Raw genomic sequence first — 23172 nt, 5'->3', positions numbered from 1 at the left:
TTGTCTACTTTCTTGACAGGAGTCCATTTATCCCCTTCATTCCCTCATCCAGCCCACTTTCGGCGAATTCAAAGGGATTTATCCCCTTCATCCCCTCATCCAGCCCACTTTCGGCGAATTCAAAGGGATTTATCCCCTTCATTCCCTCATCCAGCCCACTTCCAGCGAATTCAAAGGGATTTATCCCCTTCATTCCCTCATCCAGCCCTCTTTCGGCGAATTCAAAGGGATTTATCCCCTTCATTCCCTCATCCAGCCCACTTTCAGCGAAATCAAAGGGATTTATCCCCTTCATCCCCGCTGCAGCCCAATAACCTGCTCTCCAGGCATCAAAAAGCTCCCCTCCAGCCATTCAGCCGGGGAGAGCTTGCGCGGTCGTTCCTCAAAGATGAACCCAGAAATTTCGCAATGAAGCATTCATAAGTCCACATTCTATATAAGCTTATTCGGGAGTATCGCCCTCTGCCGGATTCTTCTCCTTGCAGCGGTAGCATATTCCGTGAAAATCAAGTCTATGATCAACCACCGTGAAGTTGTATTCCTGCTCCAGCCGCTCTTCCAGCGGTCCCAGCCAATCCTCACGAATCTCATCCATCGTTCCGCACTGCACACAAATCAGATGATGGTGATGATGCTTCGCCGTATCCGTACGCAGATCATAGCGGGCCACACCGTCTCCGAAATTGATCTTCTCCACGACATGAAGCTCGCTAAGCAGTTCCAGGGTACGATATACGGTGGCAAGACCGATCTCGGGCGCCTTTTCTTTCACAAGCATGAATACATCTTCCGCACTTAAATGATCATCCTCGTTCTCCAGGAGAACTCTTAAGGTCGCTTCCCGTTGAGGTGTAAGCTTGTATCCTTGGGATTGTAGTTGTTGCTTAATCTTGTCTATTCGGGCTTCCATTGTCTGCCTCCCCCTTGGAAAATTACCACACCGGGCTTCAAGCCACTTCTTCCATTATAGGGGGATTTCCTTTGAGAAGTCAAACGGTTTTAGCAGCTGGAGGGAGCTGACCCGCACGTTCACAAATACTCCATATTAGTAAAATATCCCACTCTCTCTCCGCAGCACCGGCGCCGCTTCCCTGCCCCTGTCTGCTTCTCACTTTCATCCGGCCGCCACCAGAAGCGGCGTCACCCAGCGCATCATCACCGGCGTCAGATAGGCCTCGAAACCCGAGATCCCCATCACCAGCAGCGCCATCCCCAGGGAGAGAAGTGTATACATCATGAACGGATGAGTAATTTGCGTGCGGCGCTGCTGTCCCAGCACACGGCTGCGGATCATCAGCAGGGAGAACCCGAGGGCAGCCGCGCTGCACACCAGCAGCACCGGAATCAGCACCAGATTATGCGGAGCGACGGAGACCAGGGCGAACAGCATGCCGTGCCAGGAATATTGGCTGACCAGTGTACCGACGGTGAAGCCGATCAGCACGCCTTTGAGGAAATCCAGAATCAGAATGCCCGGGAGCCCGATTACAGACAAGCCAAGCACCCAGATCAGGCCGACCCACTTCAGATGAAAAGCGGCGATGCTCCAGTATGAATCCTGCGCGTCAGGCAGTCCCTGCTGATCGACCGTCACGAAGAAGTTGCTTAAGTAATCGCCCAGCTCCTGCTGCTGATCCAGCGTAAGCGCAGTGACGATAAGCGCCCCGAATACCACCCCGACCAGAAATAATACCGCGACAAAAATATAAAGAGGCGTCTGTTCCTTCACCATCAGCTTTAGACTGCGCACCCTGACATTCCCCTTTCCGGTCACATGTTACACCATATGAGGGAATGTCCTGAACTATGACTTGTCCTTAGCTCTTGACCACCTTGCCGTAGGTCCCGCCGCCTCCCGAGGAGAGGACGAGCTGCCCGCTGCGGGCCAGCACGATCAGCCCCGCCAGCTCTGCTCCCGCTACAGCGGCAAGCTCGGCTTCCGCAGCACGGTGCAGAATATTCATCTCTGTGCCAAAAGCCTCCAGCAGCAGGTTCAGCTTACGCTTGCCAAGGCCGGGAATGAACTCCAGCGGTACCTGGTAGTGATACGGGGGCCGGTAATCCGGAACCTGCGGCTGCGAACGGTCGGCAATGTGCAGAATCCGGTCCAGTACACCCTGGACCAGCTTCGGACTGCCGCAATACGGGCAGCGCTCCGAGGTGCTGTAGGCTTCGTCAATGATGCTGCCGCAGCCGCTGCAGTAGGTCCGGTGATATTTGCCCAGCCGGGGATTCAGCCCGAAGTTGGCGCTGACCCTGCGTCCTTCCGAGCGCTGGAGCGCAAGCTCCAGCTCCTCGAAGGAGGGCTCCTGCATCTCGATGACATTGTACTCGCGGCCGATTTTGCCAAGGGAATGGGCATCGGAATTGGTCAGGAAGCTGTAACGGTCAAGCTCCGAGATATACCCCGCCATCTCTGAATCCGCACTGAGCCCCAGCTCCACCGCCGCGATGCGGTCCAGATCGAATAACTCAGACATCCGCTCGGCCGCACAGCCATAGAGTCCCTTGTGGGGCGTGAAAATATGGGCCGGGATCAGCAGCCCGCCCCGCCCGGTAATCTCGTCCTGAAGCACCCTGGAAGGGGCGTACAGACGCTGGGAGCTGAGATTCACATTACGCATATGGGCGCTCATCCAGGTGCTGAAATCCTCCATCGTCCCGAGGTCCGGCATGAAGGCCAGGACATGGCACTCTTTTCGCCCGGGCTCACGGATCTCAATCTCGGTTCCCAGCAGGATCGTCGTCCCCCGGTAAGCAATTCCGCCGCCTGCGGCTATCGTCATCTCACCGGAATCCAGCGCCGCAGCAATATCCCGCAACACGCCAGGAGAGTGGCTGTCGATAATGCCGATCAGGCCAATCCCCTTGCGTTCCGCTGCCTCCCTGGCAATCCCGGCGAAGGTCAGATCACGGCTGCCGCTGATTTTGACCGCCTGGCCCTCCGAAGTCCGTCCGATATGCACATGCAGATCACAGTAGACGCTGCTGAGCTCCGCCGCTAGTGCCATTGGCCTGTCAGCGTATAGAGATGCCAGGCATAGACCGCCATCATCGTCTTGGCATCGGCAATACGTCCGTCTGCAATATACTGGTAGGCTTCCTCCAGCGTCAGCTCGGAGACCTCCAGGAACTCATCCTCATCCAGCGCCATCTCACCCGGTTGGGCATCCTCGGTCACATAGAGGTGAATAATCTCGTCGGCGAAGCCGGGAGAGGTATAGAACGACTTCAGCAGCGTAAGCCCCCCGCTATGAAATCCGGTCTCCTCCTGAAGCTCACGGCCCGCAGCCGCCAGCGGATCTTCACCCGGGTCCAGCTTCCCTGCCGGAATCTCCACCTCGGTACGGTGCATCGGCTGACGGTACTGCTCCACGACCAGCATTTTACCTTGATTCAAGGCCAGCACGGCTACAGCTCCAGGGTGCTTCACAACCTCACGGGTTGCAGTGTTGCCATCCGGCAGTCTCACAGTATCCACCTGAAGCGAAATAATGTGGCCTGCAAAAATCGGCTTCGTCGACAATGTTTCTTCATCCAATGCGGGGTTGCGGTTTATTTCATCTTTTTTCATAGATTAGTGGTCTCCTTTGGCATCGTTATGCATAGGGTGTATTATAGCAAACTTAAGCAGAAAGAAGGAATGCAGGCATGAAAGACATCCTTGTCCAAGCAAGCTCATCCGCAGTAACAATGGTAGGTAAACCGGAACAGATTATGGCCGTAATGGCCGGGTGGATGAAGCAATACGGGCGCGATATGCCCCTCTCTTACATCCTGCTGCTCCAGGCAGATTCGCGGATCAAAGCTTCCAAGGCTGGATAATGCCGCTTCGTTCTTCCGGTCAGCGTCTATGATATTCCAGGGTATAAGAAGGAGCTGTCTCCCGAATCCCGGAAGCAGCTCCTTTAATGTTATTTTTAAGCGGCAGCAGACCGCCTGAGCACAAGCTTTGCCCTGTCCGGGTCCCTGCATAGCCTCTTATCAGCTTAGCCCTTCTGGCTCTCGGCCACAATGGCAACTACCAGACTGGCCACCTTGACGATGTCTGCGGCCTTGATCCGCTCCTTCGTGGTATGGATATCCTCGTAGCCAACTGCCAGGTTCACAACCGGAACGTTCAGGCCATTGAACACATTGGCATCACTGCCGCCGCCGGAGGCGAACAGGCGGGGTGTCAGGCCCTCCGAAGTGACCGCACGGGCCGCCAGTTGAACGACCGGATCACCCGCACCAAAGCTGAATGCCGGATAAATAGTCTCGCTGCGGAATTCACTCTGCGCCCCGTGTTCGCGTGCAGTAGTCTCCAGTGCCTCCCGCATGGAGGCCACCTGAAGGTCTACCTTCTCCTGCACAATACTGCGGGCTTCCGCATCCAGCTGCACATGGTCACAGACCACATTCGTTGGACCGCCGCCGGCGAACTTGCCGATATTCGCTGTAGTTTCGTTGTCGATCCGTCCCAGCTTCATCGCCGAAATGGCTTTGCTCGCTACCTGGATGGCGCTGATGCCGTCCTCCGGGTTCACGCCGGCATGTGCGGATTTGCCGAAGATCTGCATGGAGATCCGGGCCACGCCCGGTGCCGCAGTAGCAATGGCTCCCACCTCTCCGTTGGAATCCAGCGCAAAGCCCATATCTGCATCCAGCTGCGCCGGGTCCATGGCGCGTGCGCCCATCAGCCCCGACTCTTCGCCTGCCGTAATGACGAACTGAATCTGGCCGTGCGGCAGCTTCTGCTCCTGAATCACCCGGATCGCTTCGAACAGGGCAGCTAGTCCCGCTTTGTCATCCGCTCCGAGAATGGTGCTGCCATCGCTTCGGATCCAACCGTCTTCCCCAAGGGTTGGCTTGATCTTCTGGCCGGGCACCACGGTATCCATATGGCAGGTGAACAGCAGCTTCGGCGCGCTCACTCCGCTGTCCGCAGGCCAGGTCACGAACAGGTTGCCTGCTCCGTGTCCCGTTCTCTCCTGCGAATCATCTTCCACCGCGCTCAGCCCCAGGCTGCTGAATTTCTCCTTAAGCACATCGGCAATCTGCCGTTCATTCCGGGTCTCACTGTCAATCTGGACAAGCTCCATGAATTCATGGATCAATCGGTCTTCTGATATCATATGGACTTCCCTCTCTTTCTCAGATACGTTACAATGGTTGTACTGCGTTCAATTGTGGGCTTATGCTCATAACTTACACTAATCCCAAAGGAGTCACTCATGCAACGACAAAAATGGTTCCGTATTATCATCTACATCATGCTGTTCGCTATGATCGCCTCTACGGTGCTGTTCGTCATCGAACCGTTTATGGCCGGTTAATCACGCTTAGCGCTTAAGTAACAGCGTCCGGGTTCCCCGGGCGCTGTTTGGCTATAGGGAAACTGCTCCAGGAAGTAAGGCACCAGCTCTTCAGCAACCGTCCCGATGTCAAAAGCCCGCCCTGTGCATTCCTCAAGCGAAGTCACTCCGTATTCCGCAATACCGCAGGGGATAATGCCGGTGAAGCCGCTTTGGCCGATCCCGGCCGATACGTTGAAGGCGAAGCCATGGCTGGTGACAAAACCCCGGCGGAATTTACACTTGTTGAACTTGACGCCGATTGCACAGATTTTCTCATCTCCGACCCACACCCCGGTATACCCCTGCTTGCGGGCTCCCATAATTCCATAGGCCTCCAAGTAAGCAATAATCACCGACTCCAGCCTGCGCAGATAGCCGTGCAGATCAACCTTGCCGTGCTCGCCCAGCTTCAAAAGCGGGTACCCGACCAGCTGGCCGGGCCCGTGATATGTAATATCTCCCCCGCGGTCAATCTCAAACAGCGCAATGCCCTGCTGCCTGAGCTGTTCCCTGCTGAGGAGCAGATGCTCCGGATGATTCTGAGAACCGATGGTATACGTGGGTGGATGCTGCAGCAGAATCAGCTGCTCGGAAGACGTGCCAGCGTCAATTTCATGCACTGCTTCCTTTTGCAGCTCCCAGGCCGCTCCGTATTCCATCAGCGGAAGAATGGTAACTGTAAGTTTGCTTAGGTTCTGGTTCTCCATGATCGTAAGTTCCCCTTTGCTTCTCATTCTCCCTGTCCCAGGGGTCCGCAGCCGCCTTACTTAGTAGAGCTTCGTCTCCGGAGTGTAGCCTTCCACATTATCCTTCACGCGCTGCAGGAAGCGTCCGCTGATGACTCCGTCCAGAATCCGGTGATCCAGCGACAGGCAGATATTTGCCATCGAGCGTACGGCAATCATATCATTGATGACGACAGGCTTTTTGACAATGGATTCAAAAGTGAGAATCGCCGCCTGCGGATAGTTGATAATCGGATAAGACAGAATCGAGCCGAACGAGCCGGTGTTGTTCACCGTGAACGTGCCGCCCTGCATATCATCCAGGCGCAGCTTGCCCTCCCGTGTCTTCAGCGCCAGTTCGTCGATCTCCCGGGCCAGCCCGGCGACATTCTTCTGATCGGCCTTCTTGATGACCGGCGTCATGACGGAATCCTCTGTACCTACGGCCAGCGAGATGTTGATGTCGCGTTTGACGATGATTTTGTCAACAGCCCAGACGGAGTTCATGATCGGGTAATCCTTGATCGCACTGACCACAGCCTTCATCAGAAAAGCGAGATAGGTCAGGTTGATCCCTTCCTTGCGCTTGAACTCATCCTTCAGCTTGTTGCGCAGCACCACCAGATTGGTCACATCGACCTCGATCATCGTCCAGGCATGCGGAATCTCTGAGACACTCTGCCGCATCCGAGTTGCAATCGTATTACGGATCGGCGTAACGTCGATCAGATATTCCGAGCTGCTGCCCCCTCCGCCTTCGATCTCAATCGTCGGAATCTTCGGCGATTCGCTGAGGTGCAGGCCGGAGTTGCGGACCGGCTGCAGCTCTTCCCGCAGGTCCGGCTGGGCAACCTGGACGGGCGGTGCCAGAGGTGCGGCTGCCGGAGCGGGCGCAGCCGCCGGTGCTGAAGCTGCAGGCTGCGCTGCTGCGCCGCTCTCAAGGAACGTGAGCACATCCTTGCGTGTGATGCGTCCGCCCAGGCCGGTGCCCGGCACGGCCGCCAGGTTGATGCCGTGCTCGGCGGCCAGCGACTGCACAGCCGGAGAGTAACGGGCGCGCATTGGCGCTGCGGCGTCATACGCAGCAGCGGGCACGGGCGGCCGCGCGGCGGCGTGAGCCGCCTGCGGGGCGGTGCCGGATGCCGCAGCCGGGGCAGCGGCAGGGGCTGGGGCGTCACCGGAAGCTGCCGGTGACGGGGCCGCTGTGGCTGGCGCGGCGGAGCCGGCCACAGCGATGCGGGCGATGATCTCGCCGACGCTGACCGTCTGGCCCTCCTCGGCCAGCAGCTCGGCCATGGTGCCGTCTACCGTTGCAGGCAGCTCCGCGTTCACCTTATCCGTGATCAGCTCGCAGATCGGCTCATATTGCTCTATTGAATCGCCCGGCTGCTTCAGCCATTTCCCGATGGTCGCCGATACCAGCGATTCAGCCAGCTGCGGCATAATTACATCCGTCAGCGTTGTATTGTCAGACATAATGTCACTCCTTAAAGTTTTGTAAGCATAAGCTTCCTGATAGACTCCGTACAAAAGTGGCTTCGGAAGCATACGCTTAGTTTTGTAAGCGTGGATTTCTCGAATTTGCTTCGTACACAACTGGCTTCGGAAGCATAGGCTTAAAGTGTTCTAAACGGAATTTTCCGTTTTCCTCTCCCAGGTGGCCAGTCAGCCACGAAATCCTGCACTTCATGCAACATTCGCCCATACCAATCTGCCCAAACTCAAAAATGTTGCACAAAAAGCAGCAATTCTCTTCATTCAGGCGGCTAAGCGGACAATTTGTTGCATTTCCTGCAGCATTCTGCCAAATCCACTGTCTATTTCATATCCAAGTTGCACATTCTGCAACATTATCGCTCAATGTTGACACAGGCAGTTTCAACTTACTCATCCCGCCTGTTCCACTTATATATTAATACTCCGCCAGACGCAGCATCTCAGCCTTAACCTTATCCTTGCTGAGCAGGAAGAATTTCTCCATCGGCGGTGAGATCGGCATCGCCGGAACATCGGGTCCGCACAGGCGGAAGATTGGGGCATCGAGGTCAAACAGACAATGCTCGGCGATAATCGCCGCCACTTCAGCGCCGATACCTCCGGTCTTGTTGTCCTCATGGACAATCAGCACCTTGCCGGTCTGACGTACCGCAGCGATGATCGCCTCACGGTCCAGCGGCTGCAGGGTGCGCAGATCGAGGATATGTGCGGTAACGCCATGCTCCTTCTCCAGCTCCTCCGCTGCCTGCATCGCAAAATGCAGCGGCAGGCTATACCCGATCACCGTAATATCGCTGCCTTCACGCAGCAGATTCGCTTCACCAATCGGCACGGTGTAGTCGCCTTCCGGCACATCGCCCTTGATCAGCTTGTAGCATTTCTTGTTCTCGAAGAACAGCACCGGATCTGGATCACGGACAGCCGCCTTGAGCAGTCCCTTCGCATCTGCAGCCGAATAAGGGGCCACAATCTTAAGTCCCGGCGTGCCGAAGAAGATCGACTCCGGGCACTGCGAATGGTACAGCCCGCCGAAGATGCCGCCGCCGATCGGCGCGCGGATAACAACCGGACAGTTCCAGTCATTATTGGAACGGTAGCGGATTTTGGCTGCTTCGCTGATAATCTGGTTCGTTGCGGGCAGCATGAAATCCGAGTACTGCATCTCGGCAATCGGCTTCATACCGTACATCGCAGCACCGATAGCCACCCCTGCAATGGCAGATTCCGCAAGCGGTGTGTCCAGCACCCGTTCTGCGCCGAACTGCTCCTGCAAGCCTTTGGTCGTTGTGAAGACGCCTCCCTTCACGCCGACATCCTCACCAAGCACGAACACCGACTCGTCACGTTCCATCTCTTCCTTCATCGCCAGCCGGATTGCATCGATATATTCCATCATCGCCATGGCTTAAGCGCCCCCCTTCAGGCCGGATTCATCGTAGACATGCAGCAGCGTATCTTCCGGTTTCGGGAACGGCGCATTCTCCGCGTAGGTTATAGCTTCTTTCAGTTCAAGATTATATTCGGCAGCCAGATCACGCTCCTGCTCGTCACTCCATAGACCGAGTCCGGTCAGATAGGTGCGGAACGCGGCGATGCCGTCTTTTTTCCAGTTCTCATCGACTTCCTCCTGCGTCCGGTACGCCAGATCGTTATCCGAAGTGGAGTGCGGCGACAGACGGTACATCATCGCTTCAATCAGGGTCGGGCCTTCTCCGGCCAGCGCGCGTTCGCGGGCTTCCTTCACCACGCGGTACACCTCAAGCGGATCATTGCCGTCCACCCGGATGCCGGGGAAGCCGTAGCCGAGCGCACGGTCACTGACCTTGCCGCCAAGCTGCTTGTGAGCAGGAATCGAGATCGCATACTGATTGTTCTGGCAAAAAATAATCATAGGCAGCTTATTCACACCGGCAAAGTTACACGCTTCATGGAAATCCCCCTGGTTGCTGGAGCCTTCCCCGAAGGTGACGAAGGAGACGAACCTCTTCTTCTGCATCTTCGCCGCCAGCGCGAAGCCCGCAGCATGCGGAACCTGGGTCGTGACCGGGCTTGAGCCCGTTACAATCCGCAGGCGCTTGTGCCCGAAGTGGCCCGGCATCTGCCGGCCGCCGCTGTTCGGATCTTCCGCCTTGGCAAAGACGGACAGCATCAGCTCGCGCGTGGTCATTCCGACAGAGAGAACAAAAGCATAATCCCGGTAATAAGGAAGGAAATAGTCGTTCTCCCGGTCCAGTGCAAATGCCGCCGCGACCTGTGCCGCCTCCTGCCCGATGCCGGATACATGGAAATTGATCTTGCCCGCACGCTGTAACAACAGACTGCGTTCATCATATTTTCGTCCGAGCTGCATGAATCTGTACATATCGATAACCTGGCCGTCTGTGAGTCCAAGCTGCTTATGTCTGTTAACGGTGTCTACAGTACCTTGGGATTCCATATAAGAGGTACCTCCTTAAAAGTATTGCCGGCCAGCTTCCAGCCCCCGCTATCTCTAACCGGTTCAGGACGCGTCCGCCAGGCGGATTGACTTTAATATTAATATATGTGCCCTGATCCTATCACCAGGTACTAAATTCATTATAATCGTTTTTCCGGCAAAAAGAAAAGCCAAAATCCCTCCGCCAAGCGGAGATTCTGAAACCCTAGTGGAAACGGCTTTGCCGTCCTATTAAAGGACGGTACCGTTTCAGCGAGAAATAGAAGGATACGATATTGTATGCAATTTACAAAATTCTTATATTTGAACAAATATAGCCGGTATGGAGCGATACCCAGCGCAGTACGCGCCTTCCGCTCCCTCCGGCCTTCTTGTTAAGCTCTCTATCGCACGCTAGAATCCGATTGCTCTTCCATCCACTGCCAGCATCGCCTCGCCCAGAACCTCCGACAGTGTCGGATGAGCATGTACAGCCTCCCCGACCTCCCAAGGTGTGGCATCCAGAATCTGCGCCAGCGCCGCTTCGCCGATCAGATCAGTAACATGCGGGCCGATCATCTGCACGCCGAGGATATCCCCGTTCTTCGCGTCAGCCACCACCTTCACGAAACCGTCCTTCATGCCGTAGACAATAGCTTTGCCGATGGCGGAGAACGGGAACTTCCCGGTCACCGTATCACGGCCGAGCTGCTTCGCTTCCTTCTCCGTGTATCCGACACTTGCCACTTCCGGCCGTGTATAGACACAGCGCGGAACCTGATGGGCTTCATACGGATGGAGCGCTTCACCGGCCAGATGGTTGACGGCACGAATGCCTTCATGGCTGGCAGCATGAGCCAGCTGCAGTCCGCCGATACAATCGCCAATCGCATAGATATGCGGTTCACCCGTCTGCATATTGGTATTTACCGCAATGACACCTGTGTCGAAGCGGATATCTGTATTTTCAAGTCCAAGATTCTCAATATTCGCTACACGTCCTACGGATACGAGCAGCTTGTCAGCCGACAGGCTCTGGCTCTGCTCCCCCTTGCGGGCTTCAATCGTAATTCCTGTCTCCGACACTGTGCAGGTCTCGGCATCCACCGTTGTTCCGGTGAGCACCCGGACTCCGCGTTTCTTCAGCAGGCGCAGCAGCTCGCGGGCCACCTCTTCATCCTCCTGCGGCAGCAGTTGTCCGGCAGCCTCGACTACAGTCACCTGTACGCCAAAATCAGCCAGCATCGACGCCCACTCCACTCCGATTACTCCGCCGCCCACAATAATTATTGAGGCCGGCAGCTCCTCAAGCGTCAGTGCTTCTTCGCTGCTCAGAATCACCTTACCGTCAGGCACCAGGCCCGGCAGAACGCGCGGACGCGAGCCGGTAGCGATGATGAGATTCGTAGAGACCACGGTCTCCATCTCGCCATCCTCCAGCTCCACGGCCACAGCGCCGCTGCGCGGGGAGAAGATCGACGGGCCGATGATCCGGCCTTTGCCCTTTACCACCTGAATCTTATGCTTGCGCATCAGATACTGTACCCCCTGATGAAGCTGCTCCACTACCGCTTCCTTGCGCTGCTGCACTTTGGGGAATACCAGCTTAGTGCCTGTAGTCTCTATACCGTAGCTTTCGCTCTCGTTGATTTCAGCCAATACCTCTGCACTGCGCAGCAGTGATTTGCTGGGAATACAGCCGCGGTGCAGGCAGGTTCCGCCCAGCTTGTCCATTTCAATAACGATAACAGACTTGCCCAGCTGTGCAGCGCGGATCGCTGCTACATAACCGCCGGTGCCACCGCCAAGTATCGCTACATCACAGGTCATTGTCATGATATGTATCCTCCAGTCATTCCTCGTGAATTCAGTTCAATCTATTATATTGTACTCTCTTTCGGGAGTAATACAAAACCTACAAACGTCATGTATTCATGGACTTTTGCAGGTTAAAGCGTTATCATATGGGTGAATTCAAACGGCTGCGAAGAGGAGCGACTGTGATGAAACTGCTGATTTCACGCTTCATTGCCATTCTTATTCTGGTGATCCCCGGCCTCCTGGCGATGACGGGCTTCCTGATGATGAAAGATGATCTGTTCAACTATTTCGCCATGCATGGCGATGAGACTGCTATTCCCGAATTTGCGTGGCTGCATTTCGGCGGCGGGCTGCTTTTATTCCTGGCAGGAATGACCTTCCTCGGCGGCTGGATTCTGACCCGTGACCGCAAGAAGAACTACGTAGGACCCCGTTTCCGGGAGAAGCAGCAAGCGCAGCAGCCCCCGTCCTCCGAAGCACGCTCGTAATCCTATACTTGAAACAGGGGATGCCTCAAGCCATGAACGAACCGGCTGCTGAGGCATCCCCTTGTTGGTTACAGATCCTACCCAATATTAGTTACCTGCTGTACACGTTACGCATAGAGCAATTGCACAATGTACAGCAGAATAGAGCCATATCCGGCAGAAATCAGAAGCTATTGTACTTTGTACAACAGAATTTCGCTCAAACCCGCTATTAGCCCCAAGCTGACAAAATCTAATGTACCAAATACAACAGACTGAGCTTTTCCGCTGCGAATCCGGTTTTCTGTTGCACAAACTACAATCAGCTTACTCGAATGGCAATTGAATCCCATCTACAGCGCATTTTAACCGCCAGCGTACCTTCCTCATCAGCCTATATATGAACCGCCTTCCTTCATCGGACTCCACACGTGCTTTCATCCTTCATCCGGTCCGTCAAACATTCCTGCAAAAGCTCCAGCACACGCCCGCTCTCTCTACTCAGCGCTCATTCACTCCCCAGCCTCTTCCTTACTCCCCCGCACCAGCTCGCGGTAGAGGCCGCCCTGCTTCAGCAGCTCCTCATGCGAGCCCTGCTGCAGCAGGCGGCCGCCCTCAAGCACCAGAATTCGGTCGGCTGCGCGGATCGTGCCCAGCCGGTGGGCGATGACGAAGCTGGTCCGGCCGCGCATCAGCGCCTGGAGCCCCTCCTGAATCTTGATCTCGGTCACCGTATCGATGCTGCTCGTCGCCTCATCCAGCACCAGCATGGACGGATTCGCCAAAATTGCCCGGGCAATAGCCAAGAGTTGCTTCTGCCCCTGGCTGATACCGCTGCCGTCCACAGACAGCATCCGGTCGTAGCCGTCCTGAAGTCTCATGATGAAGGCGTGGGCATTGGCCAGCTTCGCGGCCTCCTCCACCTCTTCATCGGTTGCATCCAGCCGGCCGTAGCGGATATTATCGCGGATCGTACCTTTGAACAGGAAGGAGTCCTGGAGGACGAAGGCCATGTGGCTACGCAGACTTTCACGGGTGACCGTTGACAGCTCCCGCCCGTCCAGCGTAATGCTGCCACGGCTTGGGTCGTAGAAGCGGGACAGCAGGCCGATTAGCGTCGTTTTGCCGGCACCGGTAGGTCCGACCAGCGCAATCATCTCCCCGGGCTTCGCCTCAAACGTAATTCCCTGGAGCGTATCGGCGCCACCTTCATAGGAGAAGGCCACATCTGTGAATTTTACAGCTCCCTCCACATGTTCAAGCTTCACTGCCGCGCCTTCATCCCGGGCCTCCGTCTCCTCATCCAGTACCTCGAAGACACGCTCCGCCCCGGCAATAGCCGACAGCAGGGTGTTCCACTGGTTCGCCAGATCATTCAGCGGCCGGGTGAACTGGCGGGCATATTCGGCAAAAGCGATAATAATCCCCACCGTCACCAGTCCGCGGATCGCCAGCAGCCCCCCGACTCCGGCCACGATGGCAAAGCTCAGATTGTTCAGACCATTCATCAGCTTGGGAATAAAGCCCGAAATCGATTGCGCCCAATACCCTGACAGCATAATCCGTCTATTACGCTCTCTGAAGCCGGTAATTACCCGCTCCTCCTGCGAGAAGGCTTTGATAATCCGCTGCCCGGACAACGTCTCTTCGATGAACCCGTTCAGTTCCCCCATGTTCCGCTGCCGCTCCTTGAACAGCGGGCCGGTCCGCCGGGTAATCCAGCGCATGCCCAGCATCATCAGCGGCACCACAATGAAGGTCAGCAGCGTCAGCAACGGGCTGAGCCACAGCATCACACCCACCGTTCCCACCAGCGTCAGAATACTGGAAAAGATCTGAATCGCCGAGCTGTTCAGCGTCGAGCTAATATTCTCAATATCATTGGTCAGACGGCTCATAATCTCCCCCTGCTGCCTGCGGTTGAAGAAGGAGATCGGCAAGCGGTGGAGGTGCGAGAACAGATCCGTCCGCATCCGGTAGACCGTCTCCTGGGCCACTTCGATCATCCAGACATTTTGCAGCCAGGAGACCAGGGAATTCAGCAGGTAGACGAGCGCCAGCACCAGCAGGAAGATGCCCCACGTTCTGCCGCCCTCCCCGCCCAGGTAATCGTCCACTGCCCGGCTGATCAGGTAGGGTCCAAGGAGCGACAGGGCTGAGCTTAGCAGAACCATGAACAGCACTAAGATCAGCTTGGTCCGGCGTTCAGCGAGATAAGTCCATATGCGTCCTAATGTGCCTGACCAGTTCTTGGCCTTTGCCTTCGGCTTCCGGCTGCCCATCGCCCCGAAGATCTTGGCTTCGCCATGACCTACCTCCAGCTTCGGATAGCGGAACGGCTCAATGAGTGCTTTGAACATGCTGCGCCTCCCCTGTCTGCGATTGATAGATTTTTCGGTACAGCGCGGACTTATCCATAAGCTCGGAATGGGTCCCCTGCGCAATCAGCCGGCCTTCGTCCAGCAGCAGAATCAGATCCGCCGAAGCGGTTGAGCTGATTTTCTGCGTGATCAGGAAGGTCGTGCAGGACAACTTCTTCAGCTCTGCCAGCAAAAGCCCCTCCGTCACCGCATCAAGCGCACTGGTGCTGTCGTCGAGAATCAGAATCGCCGGTCTGCGCACCAGCGCCCGCGCAATGCTCAGACGCTGCTTCTGCCCGCCCGACAGATTGACTCCGCGTTGCCCGAGGGCAGTATCGTAGCCCTGCGGCAGCGCTGCAACCGTGTCATGAATCTGCGCTGCCGCCGCTGCCTGCTCAATCTCCGCCTGACTCGCCGCTGCATTTCCCCAGGCTATATTCTCCCGGATCGAGCCGGTGAACAGGAGCACCTCCTGCGGTACATAGCCAATCGAGCCCCGCAAGGTCTGCATATCCATCTCCGTATGCTTCTGTCCGTCCACCAGGATGCTCCCGCTGCCGCATTCATACAGCCGGGGAATTAGCGTTACCAGAGAGGATTTGCCTGAGCCGGTCGCGCCCATAATCGCCACACGTTCTCCCGGCTGCACCGTGAAGGAGATGTCCTCCAGCACCTTAATGTCACTGCCGGGATAGCTGAAGCTGACCTGCTGAAATTCCACCATGCCCTGAACCGCAGACACTAGTCCTTCTCCAGAAGTCATGCCCAGCTCGCCCGGACCTTCGCTTGCCGCCATAACTTCAGCAACCCGTCCCGAAGACGCCCGTGCACGGGAGAAGCTGACCATGATCCAGGATAACGCTGACAGCGCTCCCATCGTCCTCAGCGAGTAGTTAATGACAGCAACCGTCTGCCCCAGTGTCGCATCCCCTGTAGAGATCTCTATCCGCCCAAACCAAAGCACAGCCAGAATCCCGGCATTGACAATAATCATAATGAACGGCGTTGAGGTCTCAGTAAGCCGCAGCGCCGCAACCGTCGATCTCATCAGCTCTCCGCTGAACGTTGCGAACCGCCCGATCTCATGGCCCATCCGTACAAAGACACGAATCAGCCGGATTCCGGTCAGATTCTCCTGAATCACACCATTCACGCCGTCAAGCCGGCTCTGCACATTGCGGAACAGCTCGGACGCCCTGCGCATCAGCCAGATCATGAAAATTACCAAAAACGGCAGCGTCACGGTCAGCAGCAGCCCCAGCTTGATATGTACAACAAGCGCCATAATCACGCTTCCGATCACAACCAGCGGAATACGGGTCATGAACCGCAGCCCCATGAATATCGTATCCTGAATTTGTGTTACATCGCCGGTAAGGCGGGTGATCAGGGACGAAGTGGGAAAGCGGCTAAAAATATTGTAAGAGAACGACTGTACCTTTTCATACAGCTTGTCACGCAGATCGAACGCGAACCCCTGACTGACATGCGACGCAAAAAAGGAGCTGAGTATTCCCGCCAAAAACGCCACAGCGGCACTCCCCACCAGCACACCGCCCCACAGCCAGACCACAGCCGTGTCCTGTTGCCGGATACCGTCATCAATGATTTTGGAGATCAGCAGCGGCTGTGACAGCTCCACGGCCAGCTCAATCAGCATCATGACCAGCGCGGCAATGGCGGCGACCCGGTATTTTTTTAGAAAAGTCAACATTAGCTTCATCGAAAATACCCCATTTGCTTATTCGTAGAGCGCATCCCGCAAGCGGGTAGACATGGCAGAGCCCTGTCCCGACTTCAGAATGACCCGGCGCAGTGCCTTGTTGCTGCGGTTCAGCTCAGTGAGCTCGGCCAGCATGTCTTCCAGTAAATGCTCCGTACCCGGCATAAGCTCCCCCTTCTCCCGCAGCGCATGGATCCGTTCCTTGTATTGCTCCAATTTCTCTGTCACCTGACTAACTTCCCTTCTGTTCACTATATTCTCCAACTGAAGACACAATTGCGTTCATTATAGCACATCCCGGTCGGAAACAATGTTTGCACTGGCTACTCCGGCCCCGAGTATGATACTCTAGTAAGGTCGATTTTTGGGTCGTGTAGCAGATTAGCTGAACAGTGAAAGGATAGATGGACGTGGCACAGTTATTTTTCAGGTATGGGGCAATGAACAGCGGCAAATCCATTGAGATTCTCAAGGTGGCCCATAATTATGAAGAGCAGGGCAAATCCGTGCTTCTCTTCACACCTTCCATTGATAACCGGGATGAAGTGGGCTACATCTCCTCCCGGATCGGACTGCGCAAGCAGGCCATTCCGATTGATGAGCATACAGATATGTACACCATCGTCAAAAATAGTCTGCCAAAGCCCCACTGTGTGCTGATTGACGAGTGCCAGTTCCTGAGCAAGGACTGCATCCTGCAGCTGGTGCGCATTGTGGATGAGCTGGACATTCCGGTGATGGCCTTCGGCCTCAAAAATGATTTCCAGAACAATCTGTTCGAAGGCAGCAAATATATGCTGATCTACGCCGACAAGATTGAAGAAATGAAGACCATCTGCTGGTTCTGCGCACGGAAAGCCACCATGGCACTGCGGGTCGAGAACGGCAAGCCGGTATACAGCGGCAAACAGATCCAGATCGGCGGCAATGAAGCCTATTACCCGGTCTGCCGGAAATGCCACAAGAATCCCCCATTGTAAAATACCCTTATATACAACATTAAAACGCACTCCAGCCCTGAACCGGCCGGAATGCGTTTTTTCGTTCTCCAGTCTATTGAACCGCTTGAAGCGCCTTGTGCTCATCCTCCTTGCGGACGAACAGATCATGCTGCACCGCAGCCTTCCCGCCAAAGTTAGCACGCCGTGTGGTCTCTCTCATCCCGCCGTTAATCCGCGAACGGTGCGCGATGCCTGCTGCCGCTAGGCGGCTTTTGACCCGCAAATATTGTCCCTGATCAAAAGTAGTGTACACTAATGTGCGCTCACGAGGGACGAAGAAATGCCAGATGCCTCTAAGTACGCCCATAGGTGTCACCTCCCTTTACTTCAGATAACGTTCACGGAGAATCCGCAGATGGTGCTGTTCATGTCCGATGATCAGACAGAGCTGCGCACGCACAGACATGGCAGTCCCGCCAAAATTCCCTGTACGGGCATAGAAATCCTCCGCCAGACTGTCTACCAGCGCCAAGGTGGACTCCCGGACGATCCGGTAGTGCGCAATCAGCTCTTGCAGGGTGAAGCGGTCGAACGCCCCGGCAGCTGCATAATCATTCTCCTCATAACCAGGCAACGGCGCTTGTTCCCCCCTCGCAAAACAAAGCAGGCGGTAAGACATTATGCGGTCATTATCCGTCAGATGCCCTAGCATTTCCTTGATACTCCACTTCCCGGGGGCATAGCGGGAGGCCCCTTGCTCCTCTGTCAGCCCGCCAAGCAAAGTCAGCACCTCATGAGTCTGCTCCCTAAGAATGACACTCAGTTCTCCTTCTGGCGGCACCAATGTAATATATCTGGACTGAAATTCGGTATACTCTCCTTGCGCAGGACGCTGATTCATGGTAAAAACCCCTCTCCAATCCAATTTTTAAGAAATATTTGCCGGATTGTGTCAAAACCTGTTGTTGTATCCTAGCCTATTATGTATAATATCACCAGGATTACAGATTTGTTAATCTATTTCCCGGGAGTGTAAGCATGCTGGATTTTGTGCTTTATATGGTGTTTTCTATTTTAGAAACATCTGCAATGTTTTATTTGGCTTTTAAAGTGTTTAAGATTGATGTTTTTCCTGTGGAAATAGTGTTCGCTGGCACGATTATGGCGTTTGTATCTTACGCCCTTCGTATTGATTATCAAATGGTGCTCACTGATGTCTTCATCCAATATCTGTTAACCTTCTGCTTTTTTTGGCTTTTATTCAGGATTCATGTATTCTATGCTGCCGTAATGACTGGCTTGGCCTATTTATCGTATATGCTCATTCAATCCACGTGTTATTTTATTATAAATTCAACATTTTTATATTCGGTTAAACCTCCATTTACGGCAATAAGCGTTTATGTTCTACAATCTATTTCTGTTCTAATAACAAGTGTAATCGGTTTTTATATTGGTAAATATAGAAAAGGTTTTGATTTTGTTCCTGATAAACAAAACGTTAAAGTCACGATAGCAAATCGTGAAATTAAAATTTTCTTTTTAAGTGCACCTTCCATATTCTTAGTATTACTAATGATGATTCTAACACAAAAATATTCTCAATTTTTCTTCTTAATACCTGTAATAAATGCTATTCTTCTGTATGCTTACCTATATCTTTCATACAAAAAGGATCGAACCCAAGATGAATTCATTAGCTCATAGAATTGCTGTTAGCATTAAGAATGCTAATCCTGAGGAGACCCATTCCGTTGAGATTATGCAATACTCGCTGGGCATTATTCTTAATACACTACTTATTATAGTTGGCACAGCAATCATAAGTTTTTCTTTTGGACATTTTTCAGAGTGTATAACATTCCTCTTATGTTTTTGTATACTTCGTCTCAGCTCTGGCGGTTTTCATCTCAAGACAGCCTTGAAGTGTAATATTGTCACAATATTTTTAAGTACTGTTTTGCCCTCATTTATTACTGTGTCTAATTCCACACTATGGATAGCAAATGTACTTAGTTTGATCATAATCGTTACTTTCGCTCCGAACCCGGACAAGAATGCGAGAATCCCTGCTTCGATATATCCTTTATTGAAGTTGGTTTCTATAGCAATTGTGTTATCCAATTTCTTTCTGCACTCAACTGTAATCGGATTAGCGTTTCTGATCCAATCATTAACAATCATCCCTTGGATAAGGAGGAGAACACAGTGAAAAAAGCACTAGCTAAACAGGCTTCAGCCGTTCTTGCCGGATCTGCCCGTTTCTTTGTTTCAATTATGAAGCCGATGATTCACAGCCCGGAAGCACCAAAAGAATTACGCAAGTAATTACATAAGGATGGGGAGTACATGCGTGTCTTACTAAACGACGGCTCTTCCCGCAGTATCCGGGAGGAGGAGATATTGTATTTCTCTAACCACAAGAATACGATATTCGTCCATACGAAAGAAGGCGAATTTGTTCTCCCTACCACTCTTTCCGATTTGTATGCAGCTTACGGAGGCATGGGCTTTGAACGTCTTGACCGCAGCAATGTAGTCAACATTGGCAATATTGACGGTTATGATCCGGAACGGAAGATTGTTCTGTTCAATCAAGGGGAACAATTTGCAACGGTATCTGAATCCAATGAACCACGTGTCCGCAGATTTCTGGCTTCGCAGAAGAACGAATCACCGTCATAGAATGTAAAGAAAGCAGCGATCCTCCAAAAAGAGGGTCGCTGCTTTTTTTGTAATCATCTACGGCTAATAAAATCAAATTCAATCATTATCACATATTATCCAACTTATGTAAAGAAAAATTCAGAGGGCGAATGCCAGCAGACGGATTATATTCCAGATGGTACCATTTACCTAGAAGTCTAACATTAATATCGTGATTATCTTTCTTTCCCACCACTCTCAATCATGATGGAGGAATACAATGGAAACTTACTTTCATCCTTCTCCGCGCCCCTCATCACTTGAGCTATTGTCTGACGAACAATTAATAAACATCTACGATTTGGCGCTGGAAGCCAAGGCTTCACCGGATTTTATTCAGATTATCAGGAATGTTCTCATCACAAGGAACCTCTCAGGTGCCCAACATCATTAGAGTGCGATGCTCCATCCATAAGATATACCTGGCAGAGACGCCAAAAAACCATCCTCCACATGATGCGGGGATGGTTTTTGGTGTGTAAACAAACTTTTGTCTACTCGATAATTTCGGTCTTGAACACGTTCTCCAGCTTACCGCCGAGCCGCTTCTTAAGGGGAACCTTGATATCGCGTCCCAGCTCCTTGAAGAAAGTCTCGGCATCACATTTGACGTTCTGGGCCACAGCAATGACGGTTCCATCGGCAACGATATTCTGGTTCACTTCAAGCGGCACATCTACTTCGATATCGTATTTTTTGGTCAGTGTCTTGATGTATCTTGCAAAAATCTCCAACAGCTCTTCGTTGTTGAAATTCTCGATAGCCGCTTTCCCTTTGCTGGTGAACTTCATATTGATTCTCATGTTTCTTATCCCCTTTTCTGTCTAACCATTTGTAGTTTGTTTATGGATCAAGATGAATAGATGGCTGCAAGAAAGGGCAACATTATTCATTTTGGAAGCAAGCTAAGCCGGGCCCTTCGTTACTTGTACACGCCCTTGATCTGTTGCACTTTGAACTGGGTGAATTCCTTCAAGGCCTGGATAACCTGGTCCTGTTCCTCTTCCTTCAGCTCATAGATGCCTTCACGCAGCCATTCTCCGAATAAGTAGGCCTGACGCCCCTGGCGCGGCTGCCTGCGGAGACTGTCCAGACTTCCCTCGAATATATCGTTCAGCACATCGGTCAGGTTGTACTTCTCGATCTTCTCTATAACCATTCCTGTCCCATATTCCGTCTCATAAACGATGACCTCGTCAGAATCAAAGGAAACATATGACGTTTCTTTGTCTTCCTTCGCCCGGAATTCCTTCAGCTTGTTGAACGCCGTCTCGTAAATATAATCTTGGGACTGATTATGCTTAGGCAGCTTGTAGCCCTGCTTCAGCGTCTTGATGTACTCAATATCAGGCATATAGTCGGCCAAATGATACATCCGGTTCTTGAGATCGCCTCCGAGTGCTTCAATGATCTTGTCCAGGTTATCCTTAAGCGGGATACTCTCTCCCCGTTCAATCTTGCTGAGCTGTGAATAGCTGATGCCGCTCTTCTCTTCCAGCCCCCTGAGGGTTAACCCCCGGGCCTTCCTGAAGTGCCGGATGAAATTCCCCAGCTCATCGGGGTAATTATCGAAATCGTTCATAAGAGCCACCTCTACCTATATCATAACACAAGACAACAATTTGTGTTTCATAATAACAATTGTTTGTGTAAAATCTTTGTTTCTGAACCGTAAAAATCAACACATCCATTTAATATATATGGACTTAATTCCCATAAATGCAAGCTCACGCGATCCGATTTCCTTATTCTCTCAAAAACATCCCGATTTTATCCGATATACTCTAATGTAAACTTAATCCCACAACTGGAGGAATGTTCATGTCTTACACAATGGAAGTCAATATTGCAAAAAACCAGGTGATCGTCAAAGCCTACGGCCTGACTGAGAGTGACGTGCCCGCCTACATAGCAGATTTCGAGAACGCTCTGAAGCAGCTGAAGCCGGGCTTTACCGGAGTAACCGATGTGACGGGCTCCCCAACCGTTCTATCCCCAGAAGTAGCCGCAATGCTCGCTCCCACTGGTGACCGCGCGATAGAAGCAGGGGTAGGCGGCTGGGTATACGTTGCGGACTCTCCGGTCTGGAAAATGCAAATGAAACGGCTGTTCGGCAAATTTGCCGTGCATTATCCTACATATCAAGAAGCCGATGCTTATCTGAGCAGTCTGGGCAACCAGTCCGTTAATTAAGGTATATGAAATATAGGCATATATTTATAACAAAACCGACCAAGCAATGGCTTGGCCGGTTTCTTTTATATAACAGTAGCAGCCAATCCGATAACTAGCTGCTATACATTTACCACATATAATGACCCAGGTATTTTTTGTTATTCCATAATACCCCGGCCAAGGACGCCGCACACAATATAATATAGAGTCCCAGGAAAAGCGGCATGGACAGGACCGCCTTACGCTCAATAATTCCCATTCCAATAAAAGTCATCCCTAATATGAGATAGGGCAGGACCATCCCTCTTTGAAAAGAGGCCCGCTTCTCCTTACTCAAACTATTCCTAACAGATTGCCGAAGGAACATATCAAGTCCAAAAAAGTGACAAGCCGCTTGCGTGAGCATCCAGATCCCTAAAAAAATCTGCGCTATGATTTCTCCCACCTCCTTTGCTTATCCCTTCATTATAAACAAAAAAGGCCACTCAATGAAGGAGTGACTTGATTTGTTATTTATTCACTTGACGCAGCTTCACTATCTTTTATATATAATACTTTCCAGCTGATACTGTTTAAAGTATGATTATAGATGTAAGGGAGGACTTAGACTTTTTATTAAAGACATCATTGAACTTGTAAATCACATTAAAAATTCTAAGAAAAAGAAGAGCAAAAAGAAAAGCGCTAAAACCTCTCGCAAAGGTTATAAGCGCTAAAGCATCCAAGGTTCCTCAACCTCATGACTATGCACGGAACGGACACAACACCGTTCCCCTTTTTCCCTTACATTGTAATCAATTCATTGCTTATAGTCAACACCAATACGTCTATCCATTACTACAATCATTTTAGAACGGAGGAGGACATTTAATGTCTAAATCTAAACGTGAAGGTGCCTTGCGATTGTCAATATTCATCATCTTCGTTCCACTCATATTTGTCGTACAGTCTAATAATTGGCTAAGTATCTTTATTGCATTCGTTGCCTTGTATGCGCTTGTT

General features: G+C 52.6%; 28 protein-coding genes. 10 read left to right on the top strand and 18 right to left on the bottom strand.

What is annotated here, in order from left to right; genetic code table 11:
• Positions 1-4: 4 nt before the first annotated feature.
• From NSU18_RS30875 to NSU18_RS30855, 5 genes are all read right to left on the bottom strand, one after another.
• Positions 5-352 (bottom strand): hypothetical protein, encoded by a 348-nt coding sequence (locus NSU18_RS30875; RefSeq protein ID WP_341150874.1) that lies wholly within the window; start codon positions 350-352, stop codon positions 5-7.
• Positions 353-442: 90 nt separating this feature from the next.
• Complete coding sequence (gene fur / locus NSU18_RS30870) at positions 443-910, bottom strand: ferric iron uptake transcriptional regulator (protein WP_341018183.1); 468 nt, start codon at positions 908-910, stop codon at positions 443-445.
• A 204-nt stretch (positions 911-1114) separates the two neighbouring features.
• The gene (spoIIM, locus tag NSU18_RS30865) at positions 1115-1750 is read right to left on the bottom strand and encodes a stage II sporulation protein M (RefSeq protein WP_341018182.1); all 636 of its coding nucleotides are present in this window, start codon (positions 1748-1750) and stop codon (positions 1115-1117) included.
• Between the two features lie 67 nt (positions 1751-1817).
• Positions 1818-3011, bottom strand: a complete 1194-nt coding sequence (locus tag NSU18_RS30860) for an endonuclease Q family protein (RefSeq protein WP_341018180.1) — start codon at positions 3009-3011, stop codon at positions 1818-1820.
• A complete protein-coding gene (locus NSU18_RS30855) occupies positions 3002-3574 on the bottom strand; it encodes an NUDIX hydrolase (protein WP_341018178.1) in 573 nt (190 codons plus the stop codon). Before NSU18_RS30855 ends, NSU18_RS30860 begins: the two co-directional genes overlap by 10 nt.
• A gap of 77 nt (positions 3575-3651) precedes the next feature.
• On the opposite strand from NSU18_RS30855, the gene NSU18_RS30850 reads away from it, so the two are divergent.
• On the top strand, positions 3652-3825 hold the full coding sequence (locus NSU18_RS30850) for a hypothetical protein (protein WP_341018176.1): 174 nt from the start codon (positions 3652-3654) through the stop codon (positions 3823-3825).
• Between the two features lie 164 nt (positions 3826-3989).
• Here NSU18_RS30850 and NSU18_RS30845 read toward each other — a convergent pair whose 3' ends face one another.
• On the bottom strand, positions 3990-5117 hold the full coding sequence (locus NSU18_RS30845) for a M20/M25/M40 family metallo-hydrolase (RefSeq protein WP_341018175.1): 1128 nt from the start codon (positions 5115-5117) through the stop codon (positions 3990-3992).
• Positions 5118-5216: 99 nt separating this feature from the next.
• Here NSU18_RS30845 and prli42 point away from each other — a divergent pair, with 99 nt between their 5' ends.
• Positions 5217-5318, top strand: coding sequence for a stressosome-associated protein Prli42 (prli42, locus tag NSU18_RS30840; RefSeq protein WP_155991680.1), 102 nt, complete (start codon positions 5217-5219; stop codon positions 5316-5318).
• On the opposite strand, the gene lipB is transcribed toward prli42, so the two are convergent.
• The 5 genes from lipB to lpdA all read right to left on the bottom strand — a co-directional run bounded on the left by lipB (position 5315) and on the right by lpdA (position 11813).
• Entirely contained in the window at positions 5315-6073 is a 759-nt protein-coding gene (gene lipB, locus NSU18_RS30835) for a lipoyl(octanoyl) transferase LipB (RefSeq protein WP_445321833.1), read from the bottom strand. The genes prli42 and lipB overlap by 4 nt on opposite strands.
• A 33-nt stretch (positions 6074-6106) precedes the next feature.
• Positions 6107-7540 (bottom strand): dihydrolipoamide acetyltransferase family protein, encoded by a 1434-nt coding sequence (locus tag NSU18_RS30830; RefSeq protein ID WP_341150873.1) that lies wholly within the window; start codon positions 7538-7540, stop codon positions 6107-6109.
• Between the two features lie 436 nt (positions 7541-7976).
• Positions 7977-8963: an alpha-ketoacid dehydrogenase subunit beta gene (locus NSU18_RS30825; protein ID WP_341018171.1), complete on the bottom strand. Its 987-nt coding sequence runs from the start codon at positions 8961-8963 to the stop codon at positions 7977-7979.
• A 3-nt stretch (positions 8964-8966) separates the two neighbouring features.
• Positions 8967-9998, bottom strand: a complete 1032-nt coding sequence (locus NSU18_RS30820; RefSeq protein WP_341150872.1) for a thiamine pyrophosphate-dependent dehydrogenase E1 component subunit alpha — start codon at positions 9996-9998, stop codon at positions 8967-8969.
• Positions 9999-10391: 393 nt separating this feature from the next.
• Complete coding sequence (lpdA, locus tag NSU18_RS30815) at positions 10392-11813, bottom strand: dihydrolipoyl dehydrogenase (RefSeq protein WP_341150871.1); 1422 nt, start codon at positions 11811-11813, stop codon at positions 10392-10394.
• Positions 11814-11980: 167 nt separating this feature from the next.
• Here lpdA and NSU18_RS30810 point away from each other — a divergent pair, with 167 nt between their 5' ends.
• Positions 11981-12286 carry a DUF2627 domain-containing protein gene (locus NSU18_RS30810; RefSeq protein ID WP_341018166.1) on the top strand — a complete coding sequence of 102 codons (306 nt, stop codon included), beginning with the start codon at positions 11981-11983 and terminating at the stop codon, positions 12284-12286.
• A 491-nt stretch (positions 12287-12777) separates the two neighbouring features.
• Here the strand turns inward: NSU18_RS30810 and NSU18_RS30805 are convergent, their stop codons facing one another.
• The 3 genes from NSU18_RS30805 to NSU18_RS30795 are packed head-to-tail and all read right to left on the bottom strand — an operon-like array spanning position 12778 to position 16576.
• A complete protein-coding gene (locus NSU18_RS30805) occupies positions 12778-14625 on the bottom strand; it encodes an ABC transporter ATP-binding protein (RefSeq protein WP_341150870.1) in 1848 nt (615 codons plus the stop codon).
• Positions 14606-16348: an ABC transporter ATP-binding protein gene (locus tag NSU18_RS30800; protein ID WP_341150869.1), complete on the bottom strand. Its 1743-nt coding sequence runs from the start codon at positions 16346-16348 to the stop codon at positions 14606-14608. Before NSU18_RS30800 ends, NSU18_RS30805 begins: the two co-directional genes overlap by 20 nt.
• Before the next feature lie 18 nt (positions 16349-16366).
• The gene (locus NSU18_RS30795) at positions 16367-16576 is read right to left on the bottom strand and encodes a hypothetical protein (protein WP_341150868.1); all 210 of its coding nucleotides are present in this window, start codon (positions 16574-16576) and stop codon (positions 16367-16369) included.
• A 182-nt stretch (positions 16577-16758) separates the two neighbouring features.
• Between NSU18_RS30795 and NSU18_RS30790 the strand changes: the two genes are divergently transcribed.
• On the top strand, positions 16759-17328 hold the full coding sequence (locus NSU18_RS30790) for a thymidine kinase (RefSeq protein ID WP_341151122.1): 570 nt from the start codon (positions 16759-16761) through the stop codon (positions 17326-17328).
• 73 nt (positions 17329-17401) lie between these two features.
• Here NSU18_RS30790 and NSU18_RS30785 read toward each other — a convergent pair whose 3' ends face one another.
• Positions 17402-17656: a hypothetical protein gene (locus NSU18_RS30785; protein WP_341150867.1), complete on the bottom strand. Its 255-nt coding sequence runs from the start codon at positions 17654-17656 to the stop codon at positions 17402-17404.
• A 15-nt stretch (positions 17657-17671) separates the two neighbouring features.
• Positions 17672-18190, bottom strand: a complete 519-nt coding sequence (locus NSU18_RS30780) for a DinB family protein (protein ID WP_341150866.1) — start codon at positions 18188-18190, stop codon at positions 17672-17674.
• A 137-nt stretch (positions 18191-18327) separates the two neighbouring features.
• Between NSU18_RS30780 and NSU18_RS30775 the strand changes: the two genes are divergently transcribed.
• The 5 genes from NSU18_RS30775 to NSU18_RS30760 all read left to right on the top strand — a co-directional run bounded on the left by NSU18_RS30775 (position 18328) and on the right by NSU18_RS30760 (position 20389).
• Positions 18328-18996 carry a hypothetical protein gene (locus tag NSU18_RS30775; RefSeq protein ID WP_341150865.1) on the top strand — a complete coding sequence of 223 codons (669 nt, stop codon included), beginning with the start codon at positions 18328-18330 and terminating at the stop codon, positions 18994-18996.
• Complete coding sequence (locus tag NSU18_RS32470) at positions 18920-19501, top strand: accessory gene regulator ArgB-like protein (protein WP_445321832.1); 582 nt, start codon at positions 18920-18922, stop codon at positions 19499-19501. The genes NSU18_RS30775 and NSU18_RS32470 overlap by 77 nt, the downstream gene beginning before the upstream one ends.
• Positions 19498-19617: a cyclic lactone autoinducer peptide gene (locus NSU18_RS30770; RefSeq protein WP_341018152.1), complete on the top strand. Its 120-nt coding sequence runs from the start codon at positions 19498-19500 to the stop codon at positions 19615-19617. The genes NSU18_RS32470 and NSU18_RS30770 overlap by 4 nt, the downstream gene beginning before the upstream one ends.
• A gap of 21 nt (positions 19618-19638) precedes the next feature.
• Positions 19639-19974, top strand: coding sequence for a LytTR family DNA-binding domain-containing protein (locus NSU18_RS30765; RefSeq protein ID WP_341018150.1), 336 nt, complete (start codon positions 19639-19641; stop codon positions 19972-19974).
• Between the two features lie 241 nt (positions 19975-20215).
• Positions 20216-20389, top strand: a complete 174-nt coding sequence (locus NSU18_RS30760) for a sporulation histidine kinase inhibitor Sda (protein WP_341018149.1) — start codon at positions 20216-20218, stop codon at positions 20387-20389.
• 100 nt (positions 20390-20489) lie between these two features.
• Here the strand turns inward: NSU18_RS30760 and NSU18_RS30755 are convergent, their stop codons facing one another.
• Both NSU18_RS30755 and NSU18_RS30750 read right to left on the bottom strand, forming a co-directional pair.
• The gene (locus NSU18_RS30755; RefSeq protein WP_341018148.1) at positions 20490-20798 is read right to left on the bottom strand and encodes a hypothetical protein; all 309 of its coding nucleotides are present in this window, start codon (positions 20796-20798) and stop codon (positions 20490-20492) included.
• Between the two features lie 119 nt (positions 20799-20917).
• Positions 20918-21577 (bottom strand): helix-turn-helix domain-containing protein, encoded by a 660-nt coding sequence (locus NSU18_RS30750; protein WP_341150864.1) that lies wholly within the window; start codon positions 21575-21577, stop codon positions 20918-20920.
• 239 nt (positions 21578-21816) lie between these two features.
• Between NSU18_RS30750 and NSU18_RS30745 the strand changes: the two genes are divergently transcribed.
• The gene (locus tag NSU18_RS30745) at positions 21817-22188 is read left to right on the top strand and encodes a hypothetical protein (protein WP_341018145.1); all 372 of its coding nucleotides are present in this window, start codon (positions 21817-21819) and stop codon (positions 22186-22188) included.
• The last annotated feature ends 984 nt before the right edge of the window (positions 22189-23172 follow it).

This window comes from Paenibacillus sp. FSL H8-0048, assembly GCF_038002825.1.
GTDB lineage: Bacteria > Bacillota > Bacilli > Paenibacillales > Paenibacillaceae > Paenibacillus_AQ.
This window is presented reverse-complemented; position numbering and strand designations above follow the sequence as displayed.